An 18,128-nucleotide genomic window follows, 5' to 3' on the forward strand; every position below is an offset into this window, starting at 1 on the left:
ATATGAGGTGATAGACTATGGCAAAGCAAAAAAAGGCAGCGGTATTAATTTACCCAGATTTTAGTAATTATGAAATGAGCATTGCAGCAGCAATCTTCAAAAATTTTGAAAAGGAAATTGTAGTATTTTCTGCTGAAAAAATCCCTGTAGATAGTGAGGAAGGATTTCATTTTATTCCTGATAAGACATTTGAGGAATTTGACATTAAGGAATATGACTGCTTAATATTACCAGGTATGTGGTGTTTTCCGAATGTTATTGAGGATGAAAGGTATATAGACTTCTTAAGGCAATTTAAAGGTAACAAGGATATCACAATAGGAAGTATTTCAAGTTCACCAATATTATTGGCAAAGGCAGGAGTACTTGAAGGAAGAAAGTATTGTGTAGGCCTATTTGAAGAAGATATTGATGAGTATAGCTTTCTTAACAGAAACGATATAATAAAGGCGCCGCTCGTTACAGATGGCAATATTATAACAGCGTTTGGGTCAGCTTACAGAGAGTTTGCAATTGCAGTTGCACAAAAATTAGGTTTTGATTGTAAAGAGGATTGGTTTAGCGGCATAAAAAAGCCAATTAGGCCTGAAGATTACACATTTTATAGAATTGCTGAAAAATAATTTAGGGGGAAGTATATGTGAATATTTTACTAAAATCAAGAACGAGAGAGCATGTTGAAACTTATTGGAATAAAACCCAAGATAAAGAGCTTCAAAGATTATTTCCTTTCTATACTAAATCATTAGAGGACGCATTAAGATTATTTGAGGAATCTTTAAAAGAAGAAGCGACAAGTTACGGAAAAATAATCTGTTATGATGGAAGATACATTGGTGATATCTGGTGTTACGGCATAGATGAGGCTGATGAGAAAATGGCTATGCTTAGTATTGTGATTTTTGAAAAGAAAATGTGGGGAAAAGGTATAGGAGCAGAAGCTGCAAAAATTTTTATAGGGGAAGTGTTTAATAAGTACAGCATAGACAAAATAGGAGCTTTTACATATTCTTTTAATCATGGTTCGATAGGATTGCTTGAAAAAACAGGGTTTGTGAAAATCGATAGCTTTGTTGAGGATGGAATTGAATCAAAATATTATGAATTCAATAGTATTTGGAAGTTGAATCCTGAGAGGGATAAGAGACTTACGTTTAATGAAAATGTTAAGAATTATGATAAATGGAGACCAACGTATTGTAAGGAGTTATTTGAAGAGATTATAAATTATTCAAATCTGAATCAAAATAGTAAGGTGATAGAAGTTGGAATTGGAACTGGACAAGCAACAGGTCCATTTCTTAAGGCTGGTTGTGAATTAATGGCTGTTGAACTTGGTGAAAGCCTTGCAGAATATTCAAAAGATAAATTTAAAGACTATAAGAATTTTAGTGTATATAATACTTCATTTGAGAATTTTAAATGTGAGGATAACAGTATTGACCTTTTATATTCTGCTACAGCGTTTCATTGGATTCCTGAAGAAGTAGGTTATCCAAAGATATTAAAATTACTAAAAGAGAATGGAATCTTGGCACTATTTTGGAATAAGCCTTTTGTAGCACGAGAAAATGATCAGCTTCATCAAAGAATACAGAGTATATATCAGAAATATAGGTACTCAGGTGAGAAGATGATAGAAAATGATGTGGAAAGATATAGAAGTATTTCGAAAAAAATACAATCCTATGGGTTTAGAGATGTAGAAGTGAAGTTATATCATCAGACAAGAGAGTTTTCCTCTTCTGATTATATTTCTTTGTTAAATACTTATTCAGATCATAGAACCATGCCAGAACATATTAAAAAGTTATTTGAAAGTGAAATTGAAAATGCTATTTTGGAATATGATGATGTTATAAAAATATATGACACTATAGATTTATACTTAGCAAGGAAATAATGTGTTTTTATATCTGAAGTAGTGGAATAGCATGAATAAAACAATTGGAGGAATAAATAATGAAAATTTCTAAAAGTCAATTTGACTTAGTTAAAAGATGGATGTATAGAAATGCGAGACCACTGGATATAGCTAGATGGAAATATCATTTTGAAAATGGAACCAAAGAAGAAGTATTAGCAGCTTTAGGTGCTTATCAAAATCAAGATGGTGGATTTGGACATGCACTTGAAGCAGACAGCTGGAATCCGAATTCAGCGCCAATACAAACCTGGTGTGCCACAGAAGTTTTGCATGAATTGGGGATTACTGATAAAAATAATGAGATAGTAAAAGGAATATTATCTTATCTTGAAAGCGGAAAGGACTTTCATGAAGGATACTGGTATGCAGAAATACCTAGCAATGATGACTATCCACATGCCCCATGGTGGTCTGATCGTGGAAATGTAGTTGAACATTGGGGGTATAATCCTACCATTAGCCTGGTTGGATTTATTCTGTATTTTGCTGATAAACAATCAAAACTGTACGGATTAGCTTCAGAAATAGCTGAAAAAGCGGTACATAAGTTTTTTAGCACTGAAGAACCAGAAGGTATGCATGAACTATCCTGTTTTATAAGTTTCTGTGGGTACTGTGAAAAAGCTAAAATAACAAATATTATAGACATGGTTAAACTGCGTAAGAGTATTAATCGAAAAGTAAAGCTATCAATAGAAGATGAGAAAGAGAGATGGAAAACAGATTATGTGTGCAAACCATCATATTTTATGATTACTCCTGATAGTGTTTTTTATAATGATAATAAAGAATTAGCAGATTATGAAGTGGAATTTATCATTGAAACAATGAATGATGATGGAACCTGGAACATTAACTGGGATTGGGGTGCATATCCAGAAGAATGGGCATTGAGTAAAAACTGGTGGAAAGCAAATCAAAATTTGATTAATCTAAGATATCTAAAAGGACATAACTGCTTATAGAAGATTAACAGGAAGTAAAATATTTTTCTAAAGAAGGTGAAGAAAGTGAATATTGTCATAAGAGAAATGTCAAAAGAGTTGTTCTCAGTAACAGCAAAGATGATTACACAATTAATGAATTACCATAGAAAACTCAATAATGCTCCTAAGGAGTATTGGCAGATAGATGAAGAATCTGAAGAAGACCTAAAATGCTGGACAAAAGAAGGAACGGTGTACAATATTCTTCTAGAAGGAGTAGTTTCAATGTTTGTAGATGCTATACCAAGAAATACTGGTGCTATTAAACTATATCGTGAGTGCGGGTTTGATCATTTAAACCTTATACAACTTCGAAAAAATTATGATAAGAATTTAGATAAGAAGGAAGAGATAGATATATTAGGTTTCAATTTTAAAAAGTATTAGTTTAAGGCTTTTTAAAATTCGGAGCTCAGAGCAGATTATGTTATGCTAGATACACTAAGGCATAGTATATTTAAAAGAAGAAGCAGTTACAAGGTTTTACTGATGTTTGCTTATAATATAGGGGCTCGTCAAGCCCCTATTAATGTTGACATAAAAATTCCTTTGTAATATACTTTGATTATCAAAATATTTGAAAGTAAATATAAGTACAAGTAATAAATACTAAGCAAAGGAACATTAATGATGGACAAAACCTATAGAGTTATTAATGAATTACTGGTAGATTTGTTCGATGATATTTTATATATTGAACAATCAGCCTTGCAGTCCGGTGCGTTTAACGACATATCAGTAACAGAGATACATACAATAAATGCTATAGGTATGTATGAAGCCAGAAGCATGTCTGAGGTGGCTGCGGATTTAAATATTACAGTTGGTACACTTACAACTGCTATTAAAAAGTTGATAAAAAAAGGTTACGTAGAAAGAAAAAGAATAGAAGAGGATAGAAGAGTAGTTCAGATACAATTAACAAAAAAAGGTAAGCTAGCATTTAGGATACATAAGAAGTTTCATGACGATATGATCAAAATTACTACTGAAGGATTAAATGAGATTGAAAAGGAAATACTTACTAATGCGTTAGAAAACTTGAGTAACTTCTTTAAAGAAAAGTATAAAATTAAAAAAATAGATAAATGCAGCAAGGAGAACAAGAATGAGAAATGTAAAAATTAAAGGTACTGGTAGATATGTTCCAGATAATATTGTTACTAACTTTGACTTGGAAAAGTTAGTAGATACTAGTGACGAGTGGATATCTACAAGAACCGGTATAAAGGAAAGAAGAATATCAAAAGGAGAGAATACATCAGATTTAGCGTTTAAAGCTGCCAAGAAAGCTTTGGAATCAGCTGAGATGAGTGCGGAAGAATTAGATTTAATAATTGTGGCAACAGTTTCACCAGACGCATTTACTCCTGCTACTGCCTGTATTGTGCAAGGTCTTCTTGGAGCTAAGCATGCAGCTGCTTTTGATTTAAATGCCGCTTGTTCAGGATTTGTATATGCTATGCAAGTAGCAAGAGAAATGATAAAATCAGGTACTTATAATAATATTTTGATAATAGGAGCAGAGGTGCTTTCGAAAATTATAGACTGGAAGGATAGAAATACGTGTGTACTTTTCGGCGATGGCGCTGGGGCTATTATTTTAAGCAGTAGTGATGAACAAGGGATAATGTCAATAAAACTTGGAGCTGATGGAAGTAAGGGGCATGCATTAAAGTGTGATGCGGTACCTGTTAATAATGCATTTATGGATCAAGTTAATCAGCAAAATAAGTTAAGATTTATATCAATGGAAGGCAGAGAAGTATTTAGATTCGCTACTACTGTTATGGCAGAAGGGATAGAAAACATACTTAAAGATAACTCTATAGACATTAACGAGGTTAAATATATAATACCTCATCAAGCAAATTATAGAATAATAGATTTTACAAGCAAAAGATTAAAAGTTGATATTTCTAAGTTTTATATTAATTTGCAAAACTATGGGAATACTTCTAGTGCAACAATACCAATTGCATTGGATGAGCTGAATGAAAAAGGACTTTTGGAAAAAGGGGATATTCTTATTTTTGTCGGCTTTGGGGGAGGACTTACCCATGGTGCTGCACTCGTAAAATGGTAATAATATAAAGCACTGGAGAGGGTTATATGGTGTTAGATAAAATAAAAGAAATAATTACGAATCAGCTTGGGATTGAAGGAAAAGAAATTACAGTGGACACAGTCTTTCAGGACCTAGGAGTAGATTCATTGGACTTATTTAAAATTATTATTGAAGTAGAAGAAGCGTTTAATGTAAGAATAGAGGATACTGACAATATAAGCGGTGTTCGAGATCTAATTGAATATATAGAAGGAAATAAAGAAAGTGCAAATTAAATGAAAGTTGGGAATATATAGAATTTATATAAGATAGGTCAGATGAAAATCTGACCTATTCGATAGGAGGAAAATAAATGTTTAATAATGATATATGCAGTCTATTAAATATACAATATCCAATATTTCAAGGGGGAATGGCTTGGATAGCAGACAGCTCTCTGGCAGCTGCTGTTAGTAATGCAGGAGGACTTGGCCTTATTGCAGGAGCTAATGCACCCGTTTCCTATGTTAGAGAGCAGATAAGAAAAACAAAAGAGCTTACTGATAAGCCGTTTGGTGTAAATATAATGTTGCTTAGCGATAATGCAGAAGAGCTAGCTAAAGTGGTTTGTGAAGAAAATGTTAAAGTAGTAACTACAGGTGCCGGCAACCCTGGTAAGTATATAAAAATGTGGAAAGAACACGGTATAAAGGTTATTCCCGTGGTACCTTCAGTAGCATTAGCAATTAGAATGGAAAGAACAGGTGTAGATGCAGTTATTGCTGAGGGCTGTGAATCTGGTGGTCATGTTGGAGAACTTACTACGATGGCATTGGTGCCTCAGGTTGTAAGCGCAGTTAACATACCTGTGATTGCAGCAGGTGGTATAGGAGATGGAAGAGGGGTAGCTGCTTCCTTTATGTTAGGAGCTGCAGGAGTTCAGCTTGGAACTAGATTTTTAGTGGCAAATGAATGCAGGGTACATCAAAATTATAAGAATAGAGTATTGGCTGCAAAAGATATAGATACAATAGTAACAGGAAGACCTACAGGCCACCCTGTTAGAGTAATTAAAAATAAACTTACAAGAAAGTTTCAAAAGTTAGAAAGTGAGAATGCTGCACTTGAATGTTACGAAGAACTTGGAAAAGGTGCTCTTCCTAAAGCAGTAAATGATGGCGATATAGATATGGGTTCTGTAATGGCAGGCCAGATAGCAGGTTTGATAAATAAAGAACAGTCCGCTGAAGAAATCATCAAGGAAATCTTCGCAGAAGCTAAAGAAACTATAGGTAAATTTGCAGGTGAGGTAAGATAATGGGAAAAATATTATTTATGTTTCCTGGACAGGGAGCACAATATGTAGGCATGGGAAAAGAACTCAGCGAGAATTTCAAAGAGTGTAGATTGTTATTCGAGGAAGCAGATGAGGCTTTAGGATATAGTCTTTCAGATATATGCTTCAATGGACCGGAAGATAGGCTTAATCTTACAGAAGTGACTCAGCCGGCGGTATATGCTACGAGTATGGCAGCGTTAAAAGCTTTAGAGGTTAGTGGAATATTCGGAGATATGACGGCTGGTTTCAGTCTTGGAGAATATTCTGCATTAACTTACAGCGGAGTATTAAATTTTAAGGATACAGTAAAGCTTGTAGGAAACAGAGGAAGGTATATGCAGGAGGCCGTACCTGTTGGTATTGGAAAGATGGCGGCAGTTATTGGTCTCGAGACAGATAAAGTGATTGAAATATGCAAGCAGGTTTCAGAATTTGGTGTTGCTGAACCAGTTAATTTCAATTGCCCTGGACAGATTGTAATTGCTGGAGAGGTATTGCCTTTAGAAAAGGCTGAAAAAATAGTAGTAGATAATGGTGGAAGGTATGTAAGTCTTAAGGTTAGTGCACCGTTTCACAGCAGCATGTTAAAGAGTGCAGCCAAAAGACTTAGAATAGATTTAGATAAAATTGATGTAAATCCAATAAAAATACCTGTGCTTACGGATGTTACTGCTAATTATATTAAAAGCCATAATGATGTCCGTGATATTCTGGAGAAACAGGCAATGAGTCCTGTGCTCTGGCAGAATATAATAGAAAGAACTATTGAAGATGGAGCAGATACATTTATTGAGATTGGACCTGGAAAAGCATTGAGTTCTTTTGCAAAAAAAATAAACAGAAAAGCAAAAATATTTAATGTTCAAGATTTAAAAGGTTTAAAAAATGCTGTTGAAGGTTTAAAATAAATTGTGTAACGGAGGAATTTTATATGTCAGATAGAGAATGTGCTATTGTAACTGGAGCCGGAAGAGGTATAGGTAAAGCCATAGCTCTTAGATTAGCTAAATCAGGAATAAATATAGTAGTGAATTACAGAAAGAGTGAAGATGAGGCAAATGAGATAGTAAAGCTCTTAGAAGCTGAAGGAGTGGAAGCTATAGCTGTAAAAGCAGACGTAAGCAAATTCGACGATGCAGAAGCCTTGATAAAAGCTGCAGTAGATAAATTTGGAAAGATAGATATACTCGTAAATAATGCTGGTATAACAAAAGATGCTCTTATCATGAGAATGAAAGAAGCAGATTTTGATAGTGTCATTAATGTTAATTTAAAGGGCTGTTTTAATTGCACAAAGCATGTAAGTTCTGTAATGCTTAAACAGAGAAAAGGAAGAATAGTTAATATTTCTTCAATTATTGGTGTTATTGGAAACGCAGGTCAGGCTAACTATAGTGCTTCAAAGGCAGGGATAATAGGTATTACTAAGAGTACAGCAAAGGAACTTGGATCAAGAGGAATAACTGTAAATGCAGTTGCACCTGGATATATAGAAACTGAAATGACAGATGTACTTCCTGAAAAACAGAAAAAGGCAATGCTTGATAGTATTCCATTAAGAAGAGCTGGCAAACCCGAGGATATAGCAGAATTGGTTAATTTCTTATGTTCAGAAAGTGCTTCTTATATTACAGGTCAAGTAATAAATATAGATGGAGGAATGGTTTAACATGACTAATGATTACAAAAACAGAGTGGTTGTTACAGGTATGGGAGCCATAACGCCTATTGGTAATAACGTAAAAGAATTCTGGAATAATTGCAAAAATGGCAAAAATGGTATAGACTATATTAAAAGTTTTGATGTTAGCAATTATAAGGTTAAAATAGCAGCAGAGGTAAAAAACTTTAAGTATGAAGACTATATGGATAAACGAGAAGGCAGAAGGATGGATAAATACTGCCAGTATGCTATGGCTGCTTCCAAGGAAGCAGTAGAAGATAGCAGTATTGATTTAGAAAAAATTGATAAATACAGATTTGGAGTTGTTGTTGGATCTGGCATAGGAGGGTTATCTACTATAGAGGATCAGTATGATAAACTTAAAGCCAAAGGACCTGACAGAGTTTCACCGCTGCTTATTCCTATGATTATTTCAAATATGGCAGCAGGAAATATAGCTATAAAATATGGTGCTAAAGCTATGTGCACAAATGTAGTAACAGCTTGTGCCACAGGCACTAATGCCATCGGTGATGCTTTTAGGTTAATTAAAAATGGAGAAGCTGATGTAATTATTGCAGGAGGTGCAGAAGCACCTGTAACACAAATATCTATGGCAGGATTTACAGCGCTTACAGCTTTAAATACCGGCAACGATATAAATAGAGCGTCAATACCATTTGATAAGGATAGAAGTGGCTTCGTAGTTGGAGAAGGTGCAGGTATAGTTGTACTTGAAAGTTTGGAACATGCATTAAAAAGAGATGCCCATATATACTGTGAAGTAGTGGGCTATGGAGCTACTTGTGATGCATATCACATAACCTCACCGGATCCAAGTGGTGAAGGAGCTGCTATGGCAATGAAAAAGGCAGTTGAGGAAGCAGCAATTGAAAAGGAACAGATTTCATATATAAATGCTCATGGTACATCCACGGTTTATAATGATAAATTTGAGACTGCTGCAATAAAAAATGCTTTTGGTGAATATGCATATAAAGTTCCTGTAAGTTCTACAAAGTCTATGACTGGGCATCTTTTGGGAGCAGCAGGAGCTGTTGAAGCTATAGTTTGTGCAAATGCAATAACTGATAACTATGTACCCCCTACAATAGGATATAAGGAATTTGACGAAGACTGTGATTTGGATTATATTACAAACCAAGGAAGAGAGTTACAGGTAGATTATACGCTTTCTAACTCACTAGGCTTCGGAGGTCACAATGCTTCAATAGTACTTAAAAAGTGGAATAGATAGTGTTTTTAGGAGGATATTATGAATTTAGATGTTGTAGAGCAACTAATTAAAATGATGGAAAAGTCTGCACTTTCATCTATGGAAGTGCAGTGGGAAGGAATGAAAGTAAAGCTTGAGAAGTCTGGAGTAACCAGTTCAGAAGCATTCAATGAAGTAAAACAGGAAAAGATAGAAAAAAAGGTATCAAATGTTGATAATAAGATAGAAGAAGGAATTGCAGAAAAGAAGTTTGAAGAAGCAGAAGATATAAGTTATATAAAGTCACCTATGGTTGGAACTTTTTATTCATCACCATCTCCTGATAAGGAAACTTTTGTTGAGGTAGGACAGAGAATAGAAAAGGGAAAGGTTATTTGTATTATCGAAGCTATGAAGCTGATGAATGAAATTGAAGCAGAGGAAGATGGAACTATTATTGATATTCTAGTTCATGATGGTGATATGGTGGAATACGGTCAACCTATGTTTAAGATAAGAAAATAGGAGGAGATATATGGATATAAAAGAAATTCAGAAGATTATACCACATAGATATCCGTTTTTGTTATTGGATAGGGTCGATCTTGTAGAGCCAGGAAAAAAGGCTAGAGGAATCAAAAATGTGACAATGAATGAATATTTCTTCCAAGGACATTTTCCTCAAGAACCAGTCATGCCTGGTGTATTAATTGTTGAAGCTCTGGCACAGCTAGGAGCAGTTGCTATACTTAGTTTGGAAGAAAATAAAGGTAAGATTGCTTACTTTGCTGGTATAGATAAAGCAAGGTTTAGAAGAAATGTGGTTCCAGGAGATACTCTTACCTTGGAGGTTGAAATAATTAAGATGAGAGGAACCTTTGGAGTAGGTAAAGGTACAGCTTTTGTTGGTGACCAGAAGGCGTGTGAAGGCGAGATAATGTTTGCTATAGGGAAATAATATATTTTTATTTTAGCAGTAGAGCATAAGGAGGACATATGTTTAAGAAGATTTTAGTGGCTAATAGAGGAGAAATTGCAGTAAGAATAATAAGAGCCTGCCGTGAAATGAATATTTCCACGGTGGCAGTTTATTCTGAGGCGGATAAATATTCTTTACATACTCAATTAGCTGATGAGGCTATATGCATAGGACCGGCAGCGTCAAAAGATAGTTATCTAAACATTGAGAATATAATAAGTGCAGCTGTTATTACTGGAGCTGAGGCAATACACCCAGGTTTTGGTTTTTTGTCTGAGAATAGTAAATTTGCACGAATATGCAATGAATGCAATATTGCTTTTATAGGGCCTAGCGACAAGAGTATGGAGCTTATGGGAAATAAATCAGAAGCAAGGAAAATGATGAAAAAGGCAGGAGTACCAATAGTTCCAGGAACGGAAGGTACTTTAAATAACATAAAAGATGCTGTTATAACTGCTAAAGAAATTGGATATCCAGTAATGATAAAAGCTTCTGCAGGCGGCGGCGGAAGAGGAATACGAATTGTATTCAGCGAATCAGAACTTGAGAATGCTTTTAATACTGCTGCTTCTGAAGCTGAAAGCTGCTTTGGAGATGGAAGTCTCTATATGGAAAAATATATTCAAGAACCACATCATATAGAAATTCAAATATTAGCTGATAAATATGGAAATGCAGTGTATCTTGGCGAGAGGGACTGTTCAATACAAAGAAGAAATCAGAAGGTACTGGAAGAGGCACCATCAGCATTAATAGATGAAAAGTTGAGAGAAGAAATGGGAAATGTAGCTGTTAGAGCGGCTAAAAGCGTTAATTATGAGAATGCAGGAACTATTGAATTCTTGGTAGATAAGGATCTAAACTACTATTTTATGGAAATGAATACCAGAATACAGGTAGAACATGGAATAACAGAACTGGTAACAGGAATAGATATAGTAAAAGAGCAGATTAAAATAGCTAGTGGAGAACCATTAAAATATCAGCAGAGTGATATAGTGATAAAAGGTCATGCAATTGAATGCAGGATAAATGCTGAGGATCCGGAGAATAATTTTAAACCGTCTCCAGGTACAATAACAGAAATAAACATTCCGGGTGGACCAGGTATAAGAATGGACAGTTCAATATATCAGGGATATACTGTTCCTCCATATTATGATTCAATGTTAGCTAAAATTATGGCTTATGGTGAAAATAGAGAAGAAGCTATTGCAAGAATGAAAAGAGCGCTGTATGAGTTAATTATAGAAGGACCTAAGAATAATATAGAATTTCAATATGATATATTGGAAAATGAAGAATTTGTAAAAGGGAATTATAATACGTCATTTTTAAAAGATAAGATGGTGAAGTAATATGCTTAGAGATTTATTCAAAAAAAATAAATATATAACAGTAAGCACAACTAGTTTTGACAGTATATCAGAGGAGAACAAACCTATAATTCCTGATGGACTTTGGGTTAAGTGCAGCGGTTGTGGTAAAATTTTATATAAAGATGATATAGATAACAGTTATGAAGTCTGCCCATATTGTAATTATCATTTTAGACTGTCGGCTTACAAGAGAATAGAATATTTAGTAGACAAGGAAAGTTTTGAAGAATTTGATAAAGTACTTTCAGGAGGGAATCCAATTAAATTTAAAGGGTATGAAGAAAAGGTAGCAGCAGCGAGAGAAAGCTCTGGAATAAATGAAGCAGTTGTTACTGGAATTGGAAAGATAGATGGAGAAGAAACAGTTATAGGTGTAATGGACAGTCATTTTATGATGGGGAGTATGGGTTATGCAGTAGGTGAAAAATTAGCAAGGGCTTTCGAATATGCTACAGAAAATGCAAAGCCTATAATAGTGTTTACTACTTCTGGAGGTGCCAGAATGCAGGAAGGCATAATATCTCTTATGCAAATGGCAAAGGTAAGTGCGGCTGCTGCTAAGCATAGTGAAAAGGGACTGCTATATATTACAGTACTTACAGATCCTACCACTGGCGGAGTTACTGCTAGCTTTGCTATGCAAGGTGATATAATTTTAGCTGAGCCTAAAGCTTTAGTTGGTTTTGCAGGAAAAAGGGTAATAAAGGGAACAATTAATCAGGAACTTCCAGAAGGTTTCCAAAGTGCAGAGTTTTTGCTAAAGAAAGGTTTTATTGATGAAATAGTTGAAAGAAAATATATGAAAAGTGAGCTAAGCAAAATTTTAAGGCTGCATAAGGAGAGATAGAGTATGATGTCAGCAGAAAAAAGTGCATGGGAAAAAGTTGGTATTGCTAGACTTCCGGAAAGGCCAACTGCTAAAACTTATATTGATAATATATTCACAGACTTTATTGAACTACATGGAGATAGGTGCTTTGGAGATGATACTGCTATAATAGGAGGAATAGGGCGCTTAAACGGAAGGCCTGTTACTATTATAGGTGAAGAAAAAGGTGGAAATACTAAGGAGAAACTTTATAGAAACTTTGGATGTCCTAACCCTGAAGGTTATAGAAAGTCTTTAAGACTTATGAAGCAAGCTGAAAAATTTAAACGACCTATAATTTGTTTTGTTGATACGCAAGGTGCGTTTTGCGGAATTGGAGCTGAAGAAAGAGGTCAAGGTGAAGCTATTGCAGATAACTTAATCAGTATGGTGAATCTAAAAGTACCTATAATTTCAGTTGTGATTGGTGAAGGCGGTAGTGGCGGAGCATTAGCGTTAGCTGTAGCTGATAAAGTATGGATGCTTGAAAACTCTACTTATTCCATTCTATCTCCTGAAGGGTTTGCTAGCATTCTATGGAAGGATGCAGCCAAAGCCGAAAAGGCTGCCGAGGCTATGAAACTTACTGCAAGTGATTTATTTAAGCTAAAAGTAATAGATAAAATAATAAAGGAACCAGACGGTGGGGCACACAAGAATGTAGATTTAATGGTAAAAAATCTGAGAGAAGAGTTGGTAAAAGAAATGGAATCATTAGTTTTATCAGATGTGAATTTGCTATTAAAAAATCGATATGAAAAGTTTAGAAAGATGGGAAGCCAAATATAACATATATTTTATATAAAGCAGTGAAGTGTTGGATACACATTATCAAGCACTTCGCTGCTTTTATTTTACTGGTATATTCTATGATTATGAATATTTATAAAAAATAATTTTAAATTTTTTCAAAAAAACTGTGCAAAGTAAGATTTCTTGGTGTATAATATATGTATATTTAAACATACATATGTATATTAATACAAAGGAGTGATTTATATGCCTATTAATTTAAAAGGGAAAAATTTTTTATCTATAATGGATTTTACAGCTCAAGAGATAAGATATATGTTGGATTTAGCTCACAGCCTCAAGAGTAAAAAGAGAGCTGGAATAAGAGGTAAGCTTTTAGAGGGGAAAAATATTGTACTTCTATTTGACAAAACTTCTACGAGGACTAGATGTTCATTTGAGGTAGGGGCTTATGATGAAGGAGCACACGTTACCTACTTAAGTAATTCACAGATAGGTAAGAAAGAATCTATAGAGGATACTGCTAAAGTACTTGGAAGATTTTATGACGGTATTGAATTTAGAGGCTATGAGCCTGAAACATTGGAAACATTAGCTAGATACGCTGGTGTACCAGTATGGAATGGTCTTACAGATGAAGATCATCCTACGCAGGTATTAGCCGATTTCATAACAATTGAAGAACACATAAAAAAACCATTAAAGGGTATCAAGTTTGTGTTTGTTGGAGATGCCAAAAATAATATGTCCAATGCGCTAATGTATGGATGTAGTAAAATGGGAATGACATATGTAGCTTTTTGTCCCAAAGAACTTCAACCTGATGAAGAAGTGTTGAAAAAAGCTAATGAAGAGGCACAGAAAAGCGGAGGCAAAATAATAGTTACAGATAACATTGAAGATTTAAAAGGGACTGATGTAATATATACCGATATATGGGCATCAATGGGAGAAGAGGATAAGACAGCAGAGAAAGTTAAATTACTATCAAATTATAAGGTTACAATGGACATGCTTAAAGCTACAGAAAATGAAGATGTGTTGTTTATGCATTGCCTTCCTGCTTATCATGACTTTAGCACCGAAACTGCTAAGAAATATAAAGAGCTTGGAATAGACATCAGGGAGGTAGAGGATGAAGTATTTAGAAGCAAGCATTCTGTTGTGTTTGATCAGGCAGAAAACAGACTTCATTCAATAAAGTCAGTCATTGTTGCAACTTTATAATTGAATATTATAAATACAGAATCATGCATTAACAATAAATATGATAAACAATTTTAGTGATGAAATTGAAAAGCTTAGTGAAACAATAAAAAAATTATTTAATTAATATTTTAGAACATAATATAAAATCAAATAAGCACATAAGTTAGAAAGAACTTATGTGCTTTTACGTATACTTAAAAGCTGGCAAAGTACATACCTTCATTTCTAATTCCTTGTTTAGTATTCATAACTAAATAGTCTTAAACAGGATTGCATTTGACAATCTTAATAAAAATTGTTATTCTGAAAAAGAAATAAAGTTTAGTAAATAACTCGGAATTAAGGAAGTGGTTAAATGAAGCTGTCTACTAAAGGAAGATATGGAGTTAAGGCAATGGTTGATTTGGCCATATATTATAGTGATGAACCAATATCAATAAAGAGTATTGCAGAGAGGCAGAAAATATCTGAGTACTATTTAGAACAATTATTTTCACCATTAAGAAAAGCTGGACTCATAAAAAGTATTAGAGGAGCACAGGGAGGATATGTGCTGGGAAAAGATCCTAATGATATAACAGTAGCGCAGATTATAGATGTGCTTGAAGGACCTATAGAAATATCCGAATGCTTAGACAACAATTTCTGCAGCAATGAGGACTGCTGTGCTACTAGACTTTTATGGGAAAAAATACAGGTAAGTATAGATAAAGTATTAGAAACTACGACACTTATGGATATAGTAAATGACTATAAAAGGATAAATGGAATAAACGCATGATATATATAATCTTTGGAGTGTGATTGATGTGAATAAAACTATATATATGGATTATGCGGCTACTACGTATACTAAACCGGAAGTATTGAAGGAAATGCTGCCGTATTTTACTGAAAACTATGGTAATCCATCGTCAGTTTATTCTATTGCGAGAACGACTAGAAGAGCAATAGATAGAAGCAGAGACAGGGTAGCGGCTGCTATAAATGCAAAGGCATCTGAAATCTTTTTTACGGCTTCAGGGTCAGAGGCAGATAACTGGGCCCTTAAAGGAATTGCTTTTGGAAATAGAAATAAAGGAAAACATATAATTACAACAAAAATAGAACATCACGCTATATTGCATGTGTGTGACTACTTGGAAAAACATGGCTTTGATGTAACCTATTTATCCGTAGATAAGCAAGGTTTTGTTAACCTTGATGAATTGGAGAAAGTTATACGACAAGATACTATATTGGTATCTATTATGTTTGCGAATAATGAGATTGGTACAATACAAAATATAAAAGCTATAGGAAATATTTGCAAGAAAAATAATGTGTATTTTCATACTGATGCTGTTCAAGCAGCAGGACATGTTCCGATAGATGTGGATGAAATGAACATCGATATGCTTTCATTGGCGGCTCATAAATTTTATGGACCTAAGGGTATTGGAGTTCTTTATATAAGAAGAAATGTGCACATTGATAATCTTCTGCATGGTGGTTCGCAGGAGAGAGGCAGAAGAGCCGGAACTGAAAATATACCTTCAATAGTCGGATTAGGTAAGGCATTGGAACTTGCAGTAAAAAATATGAACGAAAACAGCATGAGAATAAGTAAACTTAGAGATAGACTCATTACCGGTTTAATGGAAATACCTGGTACAATACTTAATGGGCCAAGTGGAAAAAGTAGACTTTCAGGAAACGTCAATGTTTGTTTTAAAGGTATAGAGGGAGAGGCAGTGCTTGTTTTATTAGATAATGAAGGGATATGTGCATCAAGCGGAAGTGCATGTACATCAGGAGCAATTGATCCATCTCATGTACTATTAGCATTAGGTCTTCCGCACGAACTTGCAAAGGGATCATTAAGGCTTACGCTTGGAGATGGAAGTACAGAAAAAGAGGTGGATGAAGTTATAGCTGCTGTTAAAACAGCAGTTGGAAAAGTAAGAAGTATGACACTTAGATAAAAAGTAAAAAACGAATCCAGTTATCCTGGATTCATTTTTTATTTTTTTGGGATACTAGTTTCATAGGAAACTATGGAAAGGTGAATATATATGTTATACAAAAGCAGAAATTTCATGAACATGACTGTGATGAATGTTAGAGGGAAAAAATTAGGTTATATAAATGATATTTTATTGAGTTTTGATCAAAATAAAGTTACAGGCTTTAGTGTGAATCCAAGTGGATTTATGTTAGCAAAAGTCAAAAGATTTTCTGCAAAGGATATAGTGTATTATAACAGAAGAATAGTTATAAATATTGATGAAGACCCCAATGGTATATATTTAAGCTCTATAAAAAAGATGGAGATAATCGATCGTGAAGGAAATATACTAGGAATAATAGAGGACATAATATTTGACGATAAATTTGATGTACGAGCGCTTATTATATCACCAGGTATTATTAATAAGATAATAGTAGGAAAAAGGATAATAACAACCAGTAGAATAATAATCGGTGACAAAAATGTTATTTATTACGGAAAAGATAGCTACTGCTTGTACAGTGTAAGGCACCATATGGAGGAAATAGATTTATGAATAAGAGGATTAAGTTTATCGTAATTACCATATTGGTTTTATTGTTTGCTGTTGTTGTATATAAAAGTCCTATACTAAAGGATGCATTTAGTGTAGTTGCGCTGTCTGCAATAATTGCATATAGTTTATTACCAATTCAATCAAAATTGGTGGAAAAAGGGATGAGTAAAAAAATTTCCTGTATTTTGATTTTATTTGTGCTGTTTATTACTGTAGGTATTATGCTGTTCTATCTTATGCCAAGAGTACTAAAAGATATTGTAAATATATCTACAAATCTTTCACAAATTAATGATTTTACAGAAAAAGTAAATATATTTGTAGATAAATATTTTAAGAATAAATATACAAGCAGGCTTCTAAGTAACGTAAGCTTTAAAGTTGAAAACAGAATAAAAGCTTTTAGCAGCGGCATAGTAGAAAATCTTATGAAGAAAGGCGATGAGCTTTTCTCACTGTCTGTTGTACCTATAATAGTCTATTACTTTCTTACTGATGGAAAGAATCTATCAACGTTTATCATGATGTTAGTACCTGTAAGAAAAAGAAGGCTACTTAGAAATTTTTTATATGATATAAATATAGTGCTTTCACGTTACGTCATAACCCAATTTTTATTAAGCTTCATTGTAATCATTATGACATTTTTAGTGCTTATTGTATTTAAAATAAAATTTCCGCTTATGTTAAGTTTATTAAATGGAGTGTTTAATATAATTCCCTATTTCGGCCCCATATTTGGAGCTGTGCCAATACTTGTCATAGGCGCGCTAAATGCTCCTAAAAAATTGCTTTGGCTTATGATATGTCTGAATTTAATACAGCAGGTGGAGGGTGATATAATAGCACCTAAGATGACTGGTGATACTGTAAATATACATCCGCTTGTGATTATTATATTATTGATAATAGGAGGAAAAATAGGAGGACTTTTTGGTATGGTGCTGGCCGTACCTGTAGCGGTGGTACTAAAGGTAATAAAAGAGGATGTAGATTATTATATGTATTGACATAAAATGCTTAATATTTTATAATTGCTGTATGAATTTGAATATAGTTAGCGATGATTAGGATTAGTAAACGAAGGTAGTTATATAGAGAGAAAATGGCTGGTGAAAATTTTCTGACGATATCGTTGAAGCTGTCTATGAGCTGTAATTACCAAATGAGCTGCAAAGTTTATATACTTTGCAATTAGGGTGGTACCGCGAAA

The 18,128-nt window shown here is 34.0% G+C and carries 21 protein-coding genes and 1 other annotated feature (1 of these 22 running past the window's edge); all 21 genes read left to right on the top strand.

What is annotated here, in order from left to right:
• Positions 1–17: 17 nt before the first annotated feature.
• Entirely contained in the window at positions 18–623 is a 606-nt protein-coding gene (locus CLORY_RS05610) for a DJ-1/PfpI family protein (RefSeq protein ID WP_079422530.1), read from the top strand.
• A gap of 17 nt (positions 624–640) precedes the next feature.
• Positions 641–1,903 carry a GNAT family N-acetyltransferase gene (locus CLORY_RS05615; protein WP_079422531.1) on the top strand — a complete coding sequence of 421 codons (1,263 nt, stop codon included), beginning with the start codon at positions 641–643 and terminating at the stop codon, positions 1,901–1,903.
• Between the two features lie 59 nt (positions 1,904–1,962).
• A complete protein-coding gene (locus CLORY_RS05620) occupies positions 1,963–2,892 on the top strand; it encodes a hypothetical protein (RefSeq protein ID WP_079422532.1) in 930 nt (309 codons plus the stop codon).
• A 45-nt stretch (positions 2,893–2,937) separates the two neighbouring features.
• On the top strand, positions 2,938–3,300 hold the full coding sequence (locus CLORY_RS05625; RefSeq protein ID WP_079422533.1) for a hypothetical protein: 363 nt from the start codon (positions 2,938–2,940) through the stop codon (positions 3,298–3,300).
• Between the two features lie 243 nt (positions 3,301–3,543).
• Positions 3,544–4,041: a MarR family winged helix-turn-helix transcriptional regulator gene (locus CLORY_RS05630; protein ID WP_079422534.1), complete on the top strand. Its 498-nt coding sequence runs from the start codon at positions 3,544–3,546 to the stop codon at positions 4,039–4,041.
• The gene (locus CLORY_RS05635; RefSeq protein WP_079422535.1) at positions 4,022–4,999 is read left to right on the top strand and encodes a beta-ketoacyl-ACP synthase III; all 978 of its coding nucleotides are present in this window, start codon (positions 4,022–4,024) and stop codon (positions 4,997–4,999) included. Before CLORY_RS05630 ends, CLORY_RS05635 begins: the two co-directional genes overlap by 20 nt.
• A gap of 26 nt (positions 5,000–5,025) precedes the next feature.
• On the top strand, positions 5,026–5,256 hold the full coding sequence (locus tag CLORY_RS05640; RefSeq protein WP_079422536.1) for an acyl carrier protein: 231 nt from the start codon (positions 5,026–5,028) through the stop codon (positions 5,254–5,256).
• Positions 5,257–5,333: 77 nt separating this feature from the next.
• The gene (fabK, locus tag CLORY_RS05645; protein ID WP_079422537.1) at positions 5,334–6,278 is read left to right on the top strand and encodes an enoyl-[acyl-carrier-protein] reductase FabK; all 945 of its coding nucleotides are present in this window, start codon (positions 5,334–5,336) and stop codon (positions 6,276–6,278) included.
• Positions 6,278–7,207 (top strand): ACP S-malonyltransferase, encoded by a 930-nt coding sequence (gene fabD / locus CLORY_RS05650; protein WP_079422538.1) that lies wholly within the window; start codon positions 6,278–6,280, stop codon positions 7,205–7,207. Before fabK ends, fabD begins: the two co-directional genes overlap by 1 nt.
• Positions 7,208–7,230: 23 nt before the next feature.
• On the top strand, positions 7,231–7,968 hold the full coding sequence (fabG, locus tag CLORY_RS05655; protein WP_079422539.1) for a 3-oxoacyl-[acyl-carrier-protein] reductase: 738 nt from the start codon (positions 7,231–7,233) through the stop codon (positions 7,966–7,968).
• Position 7,969: 1 nt separating this feature from the next.
• Positions 7,970–9,220 (top strand): beta-ketoacyl-ACP synthase II, encoded by a 1,251-nt coding sequence (fabF, locus tag CLORY_RS05660; RefSeq protein WP_079422540.1) that lies wholly within the window; start codon positions 7,970–7,972, stop codon positions 9,218–9,220.
• 18 nt (positions 9,221–9,238) lie between these two features.
• The gene (gene accB / locus CLORY_RS05665; protein ID WP_079422541.1) at positions 9,239–9,703 is read left to right on the top strand and encodes an acetyl-CoA carboxylase biotin carboxyl carrier protein; all 465 of its coding nucleotides are present in this window, start codon (positions 9,239–9,241) and stop codon (positions 9,701–9,703) included.
• Between the two features lie 10 nt (positions 9,704–9,713).
• A complete protein-coding gene (fabZ, locus tag CLORY_RS05670; RefSeq protein WP_079422542.1) occupies positions 9,714–10,136 on the top strand; it encodes a 3-hydroxyacyl-ACP dehydratase FabZ in 423 nt (140 codons plus the stop codon).
• 38 nt (positions 10,137–10,174) lie between these two features.
• Positions 10,175–11,518, top strand: coding sequence for an acetyl-CoA carboxylase biotin carboxylase subunit (locus tag CLORY_RS05675; RefSeq protein ID WP_079422543.1), 1,344 nt, complete (start codon positions 10,175–10,177; stop codon positions 11,516–11,518).
• Between the two features lies 1 nt (position 11,519).
• The gene (gene accD / locus CLORY_RS05680; protein ID WP_079422544.1) at positions 11,520–12,386 is read left to right on the top strand and encodes an acetyl-CoA carboxylase, carboxyltransferase subunit beta; all 867 of its coding nucleotides are present in this window, start codon (positions 11,520–11,522) and stop codon (positions 12,384–12,386) included.
• Positions 12,387–12,389: 3 nt separating this feature from the next.
• Positions 12,390–13,196, top strand: a complete 807-nt coding sequence (locus CLORY_RS05685; RefSeq protein WP_139375969.1) for an acetyl-CoA carboxylase carboxyltransferase subunit alpha — start codon at positions 12,390–12,392, stop codon at positions 13,194–13,196.
• Between the two features lie 210 nt (positions 13,197–13,406).
• Positions 13,407–14,387, top strand: coding sequence for an ornithine carbamoyltransferase (argF, locus tag CLORY_RS05690; protein WP_079422545.1), 981 nt, complete (start codon positions 13,407–13,409; stop codon positions 14,385–14,387).
• Positions 14,388–14,724: 337 nt separating this feature from the next.
• The gene (locus tag CLORY_RS05695) at positions 14,725–15,150 is read left to right on the top strand and encodes an RrF2 family transcriptional regulator (protein WP_079422546.1); all 426 of its coding nucleotides are present in this window, start codon (positions 14,725–14,727) and stop codon (positions 15,148–15,150) included.
• Positions 15,151–15,196: 46 nt separating this feature from the next.
• A complete protein-coding gene (gene nifS / locus CLORY_RS05700) occupies positions 15,197–16,333 on the top strand; it encodes a cysteine desulfurase NifS (protein WP_079422567.1) in 1,137 nt (378 codons plus the stop codon).
• Positions 16,334–16,423: 90 nt separating this feature from the next.
• On the top strand, positions 16,424–16,915 hold the full coding sequence (locus tag CLORY_RS05705) for a PRC-barrel domain-containing protein (protein ID WP_079422547.1): 492 nt from the start codon (positions 16,424–16,426) through the stop codon (positions 16,913–16,915).
• Complete coding sequence (locus CLORY_RS05710) at positions 16,912–17,925, top strand: AI-2E family transporter (RefSeq protein ID WP_079422548.1); 1,014 nt, start codon at positions 16,912–16,914, stop codon at positions 17,923–17,925. Before CLORY_RS05705 ends, CLORY_RS05710 begins: the two co-directional genes overlap by 4 nt.
• 44 nt (positions 17,926–17,969) lie before the next feature.
• Positions 17,970–18,128 (top strand) — a binding site (T-box leader); it runs 18 nt beyond the window's last position.

Source organism: Clostridium oryzae, from assembly GCF_002029235.1.
Lineage (GTDB): Bacteria > Bacillota > Clostridia > Clostridiales > Clostridiaceae > Clostridium_AE > Clostridium_AE oryzae.

Bases quoted from the DNA above. Each gene is read 5' to 3' on its own strand.
- accB (WP_079422541.1), top strand. From the start codon at position 9,239: ATGAATTTAGATGTTGTAGAGCAACTAATTAAAATGATGGAAAAGTCT.
- CLORY_RS05685 (WP_139375969.1), top strand. From the start codon at position 12,390: ATGATGTCAGCAGAAAAAAGTGCATGGGAAAAAGTTGGTATTGCTAGA.
- CLORY_RS05630 (WP_079422534.1), top strand. From the start codon at position 3,544: ATGGACAAAACCTATAGAGTTATTAATGAATTACTGGTAGATTTGTTC.
- CLORY_RS05610 (WP_079422530.1), top strand. From the start codon at position 18: ATGGCAAAGCAAAAAAAGGCAGCGGTATTAATTTACCCAGATTTTAGT.
- CLORY_RS05635 (WP_079422535.1), top strand. From the start codon at position 4,022: ATGAGAAATGTAAAAATTAAAGGTACTGGTAGATATGTTCCAGATAAT.
- fabG (WP_079422539.1), top strand. From the start codon at position 7,231: ATGTCAGATAGAGAATGTGCTATTGTAACTGGAGCCGGAAGAGGTATA.
- CLORY_RS05695 (WP_079422546.1), top strand. From the start codon at position 14,725: ATGAAGCTGTCTACTAAAGGAAGATATGGAGTTAAGGCAATGGTTGAT.
- CLORY_RS05640 (WP_079422536.1), top strand. From the start codon at position 5,026: ATGGTGTTAGATAAAATAAAAGAAATAATTACGAATCAGCTTGGGATT.
- fabD (WP_079422538.1), top strand. From the start codon at position 6,278: ATGGGAAAAATATTATTTATGTTTCCTGGACAGGGAGCACAATATGTA.
- fabK (WP_079422537.1), top strand. From the start codon at position 5,334: ATGTTTAATAATGATATATGCAGTCTATTAAATATACAATATCCAATA.
- CLORY_RS05705 (WP_079422547.1), top strand. From the start codon at position 16,424: ATGTTATACAAAAGCAGAAATTTCATGAACATGACTGTGATGAATGTT.
- CLORY_RS05675 (WP_079422543.1), top strand. From the start codon at position 10,175: ATGTTTAAGAAGATTTTAGTGGCTAATAGAGGAGAAATTGCAGTAAGA.
- fabF (WP_079422540.1), top strand. From the start codon at position 7,970: ATGACTAATGATTACAAAAACAGAGTGGTTGTTACAGGTATGGGAGCC.
- accD (WP_079422544.1), top strand. From the start codon at position 11,520: ATGCTTAGAGATTTATTCAAAAAAAATAAATATATAACAGTAAGCACA.
- CLORY_RS05710 (WP_079422548.1), top strand. From the start codon at position 16,912: ATGAATAAGAGGATTAAGTTTATCGTAATTACCATATTGGTTTTATTG.
- nifS (WP_079422567.1), top strand. From the start codon at position 15,197: ATGGATTATGCGGCTACTACGTATACTAAACCGGAAGTATTGAAGGAA.
- argF (WP_079422545.1), top strand. From the start codon at position 13,407: ATGCCTATTAATTTAAAAGGGAAAAATTTTTTATCTATAATGGATTTT.
- CLORY_RS05620 (WP_079422532.1), top strand. From the start codon at position 1,963: ATGAAAATTTCTAAAAGTCAATTTGACTTAGTTAAAAGATGGATGTAT.
- fabZ (WP_079422542.1), top strand. From the start codon at position 9,714: ATGGATATAAAAGAAATTCAGAAGATTATACCACATAGATATCCGTTT.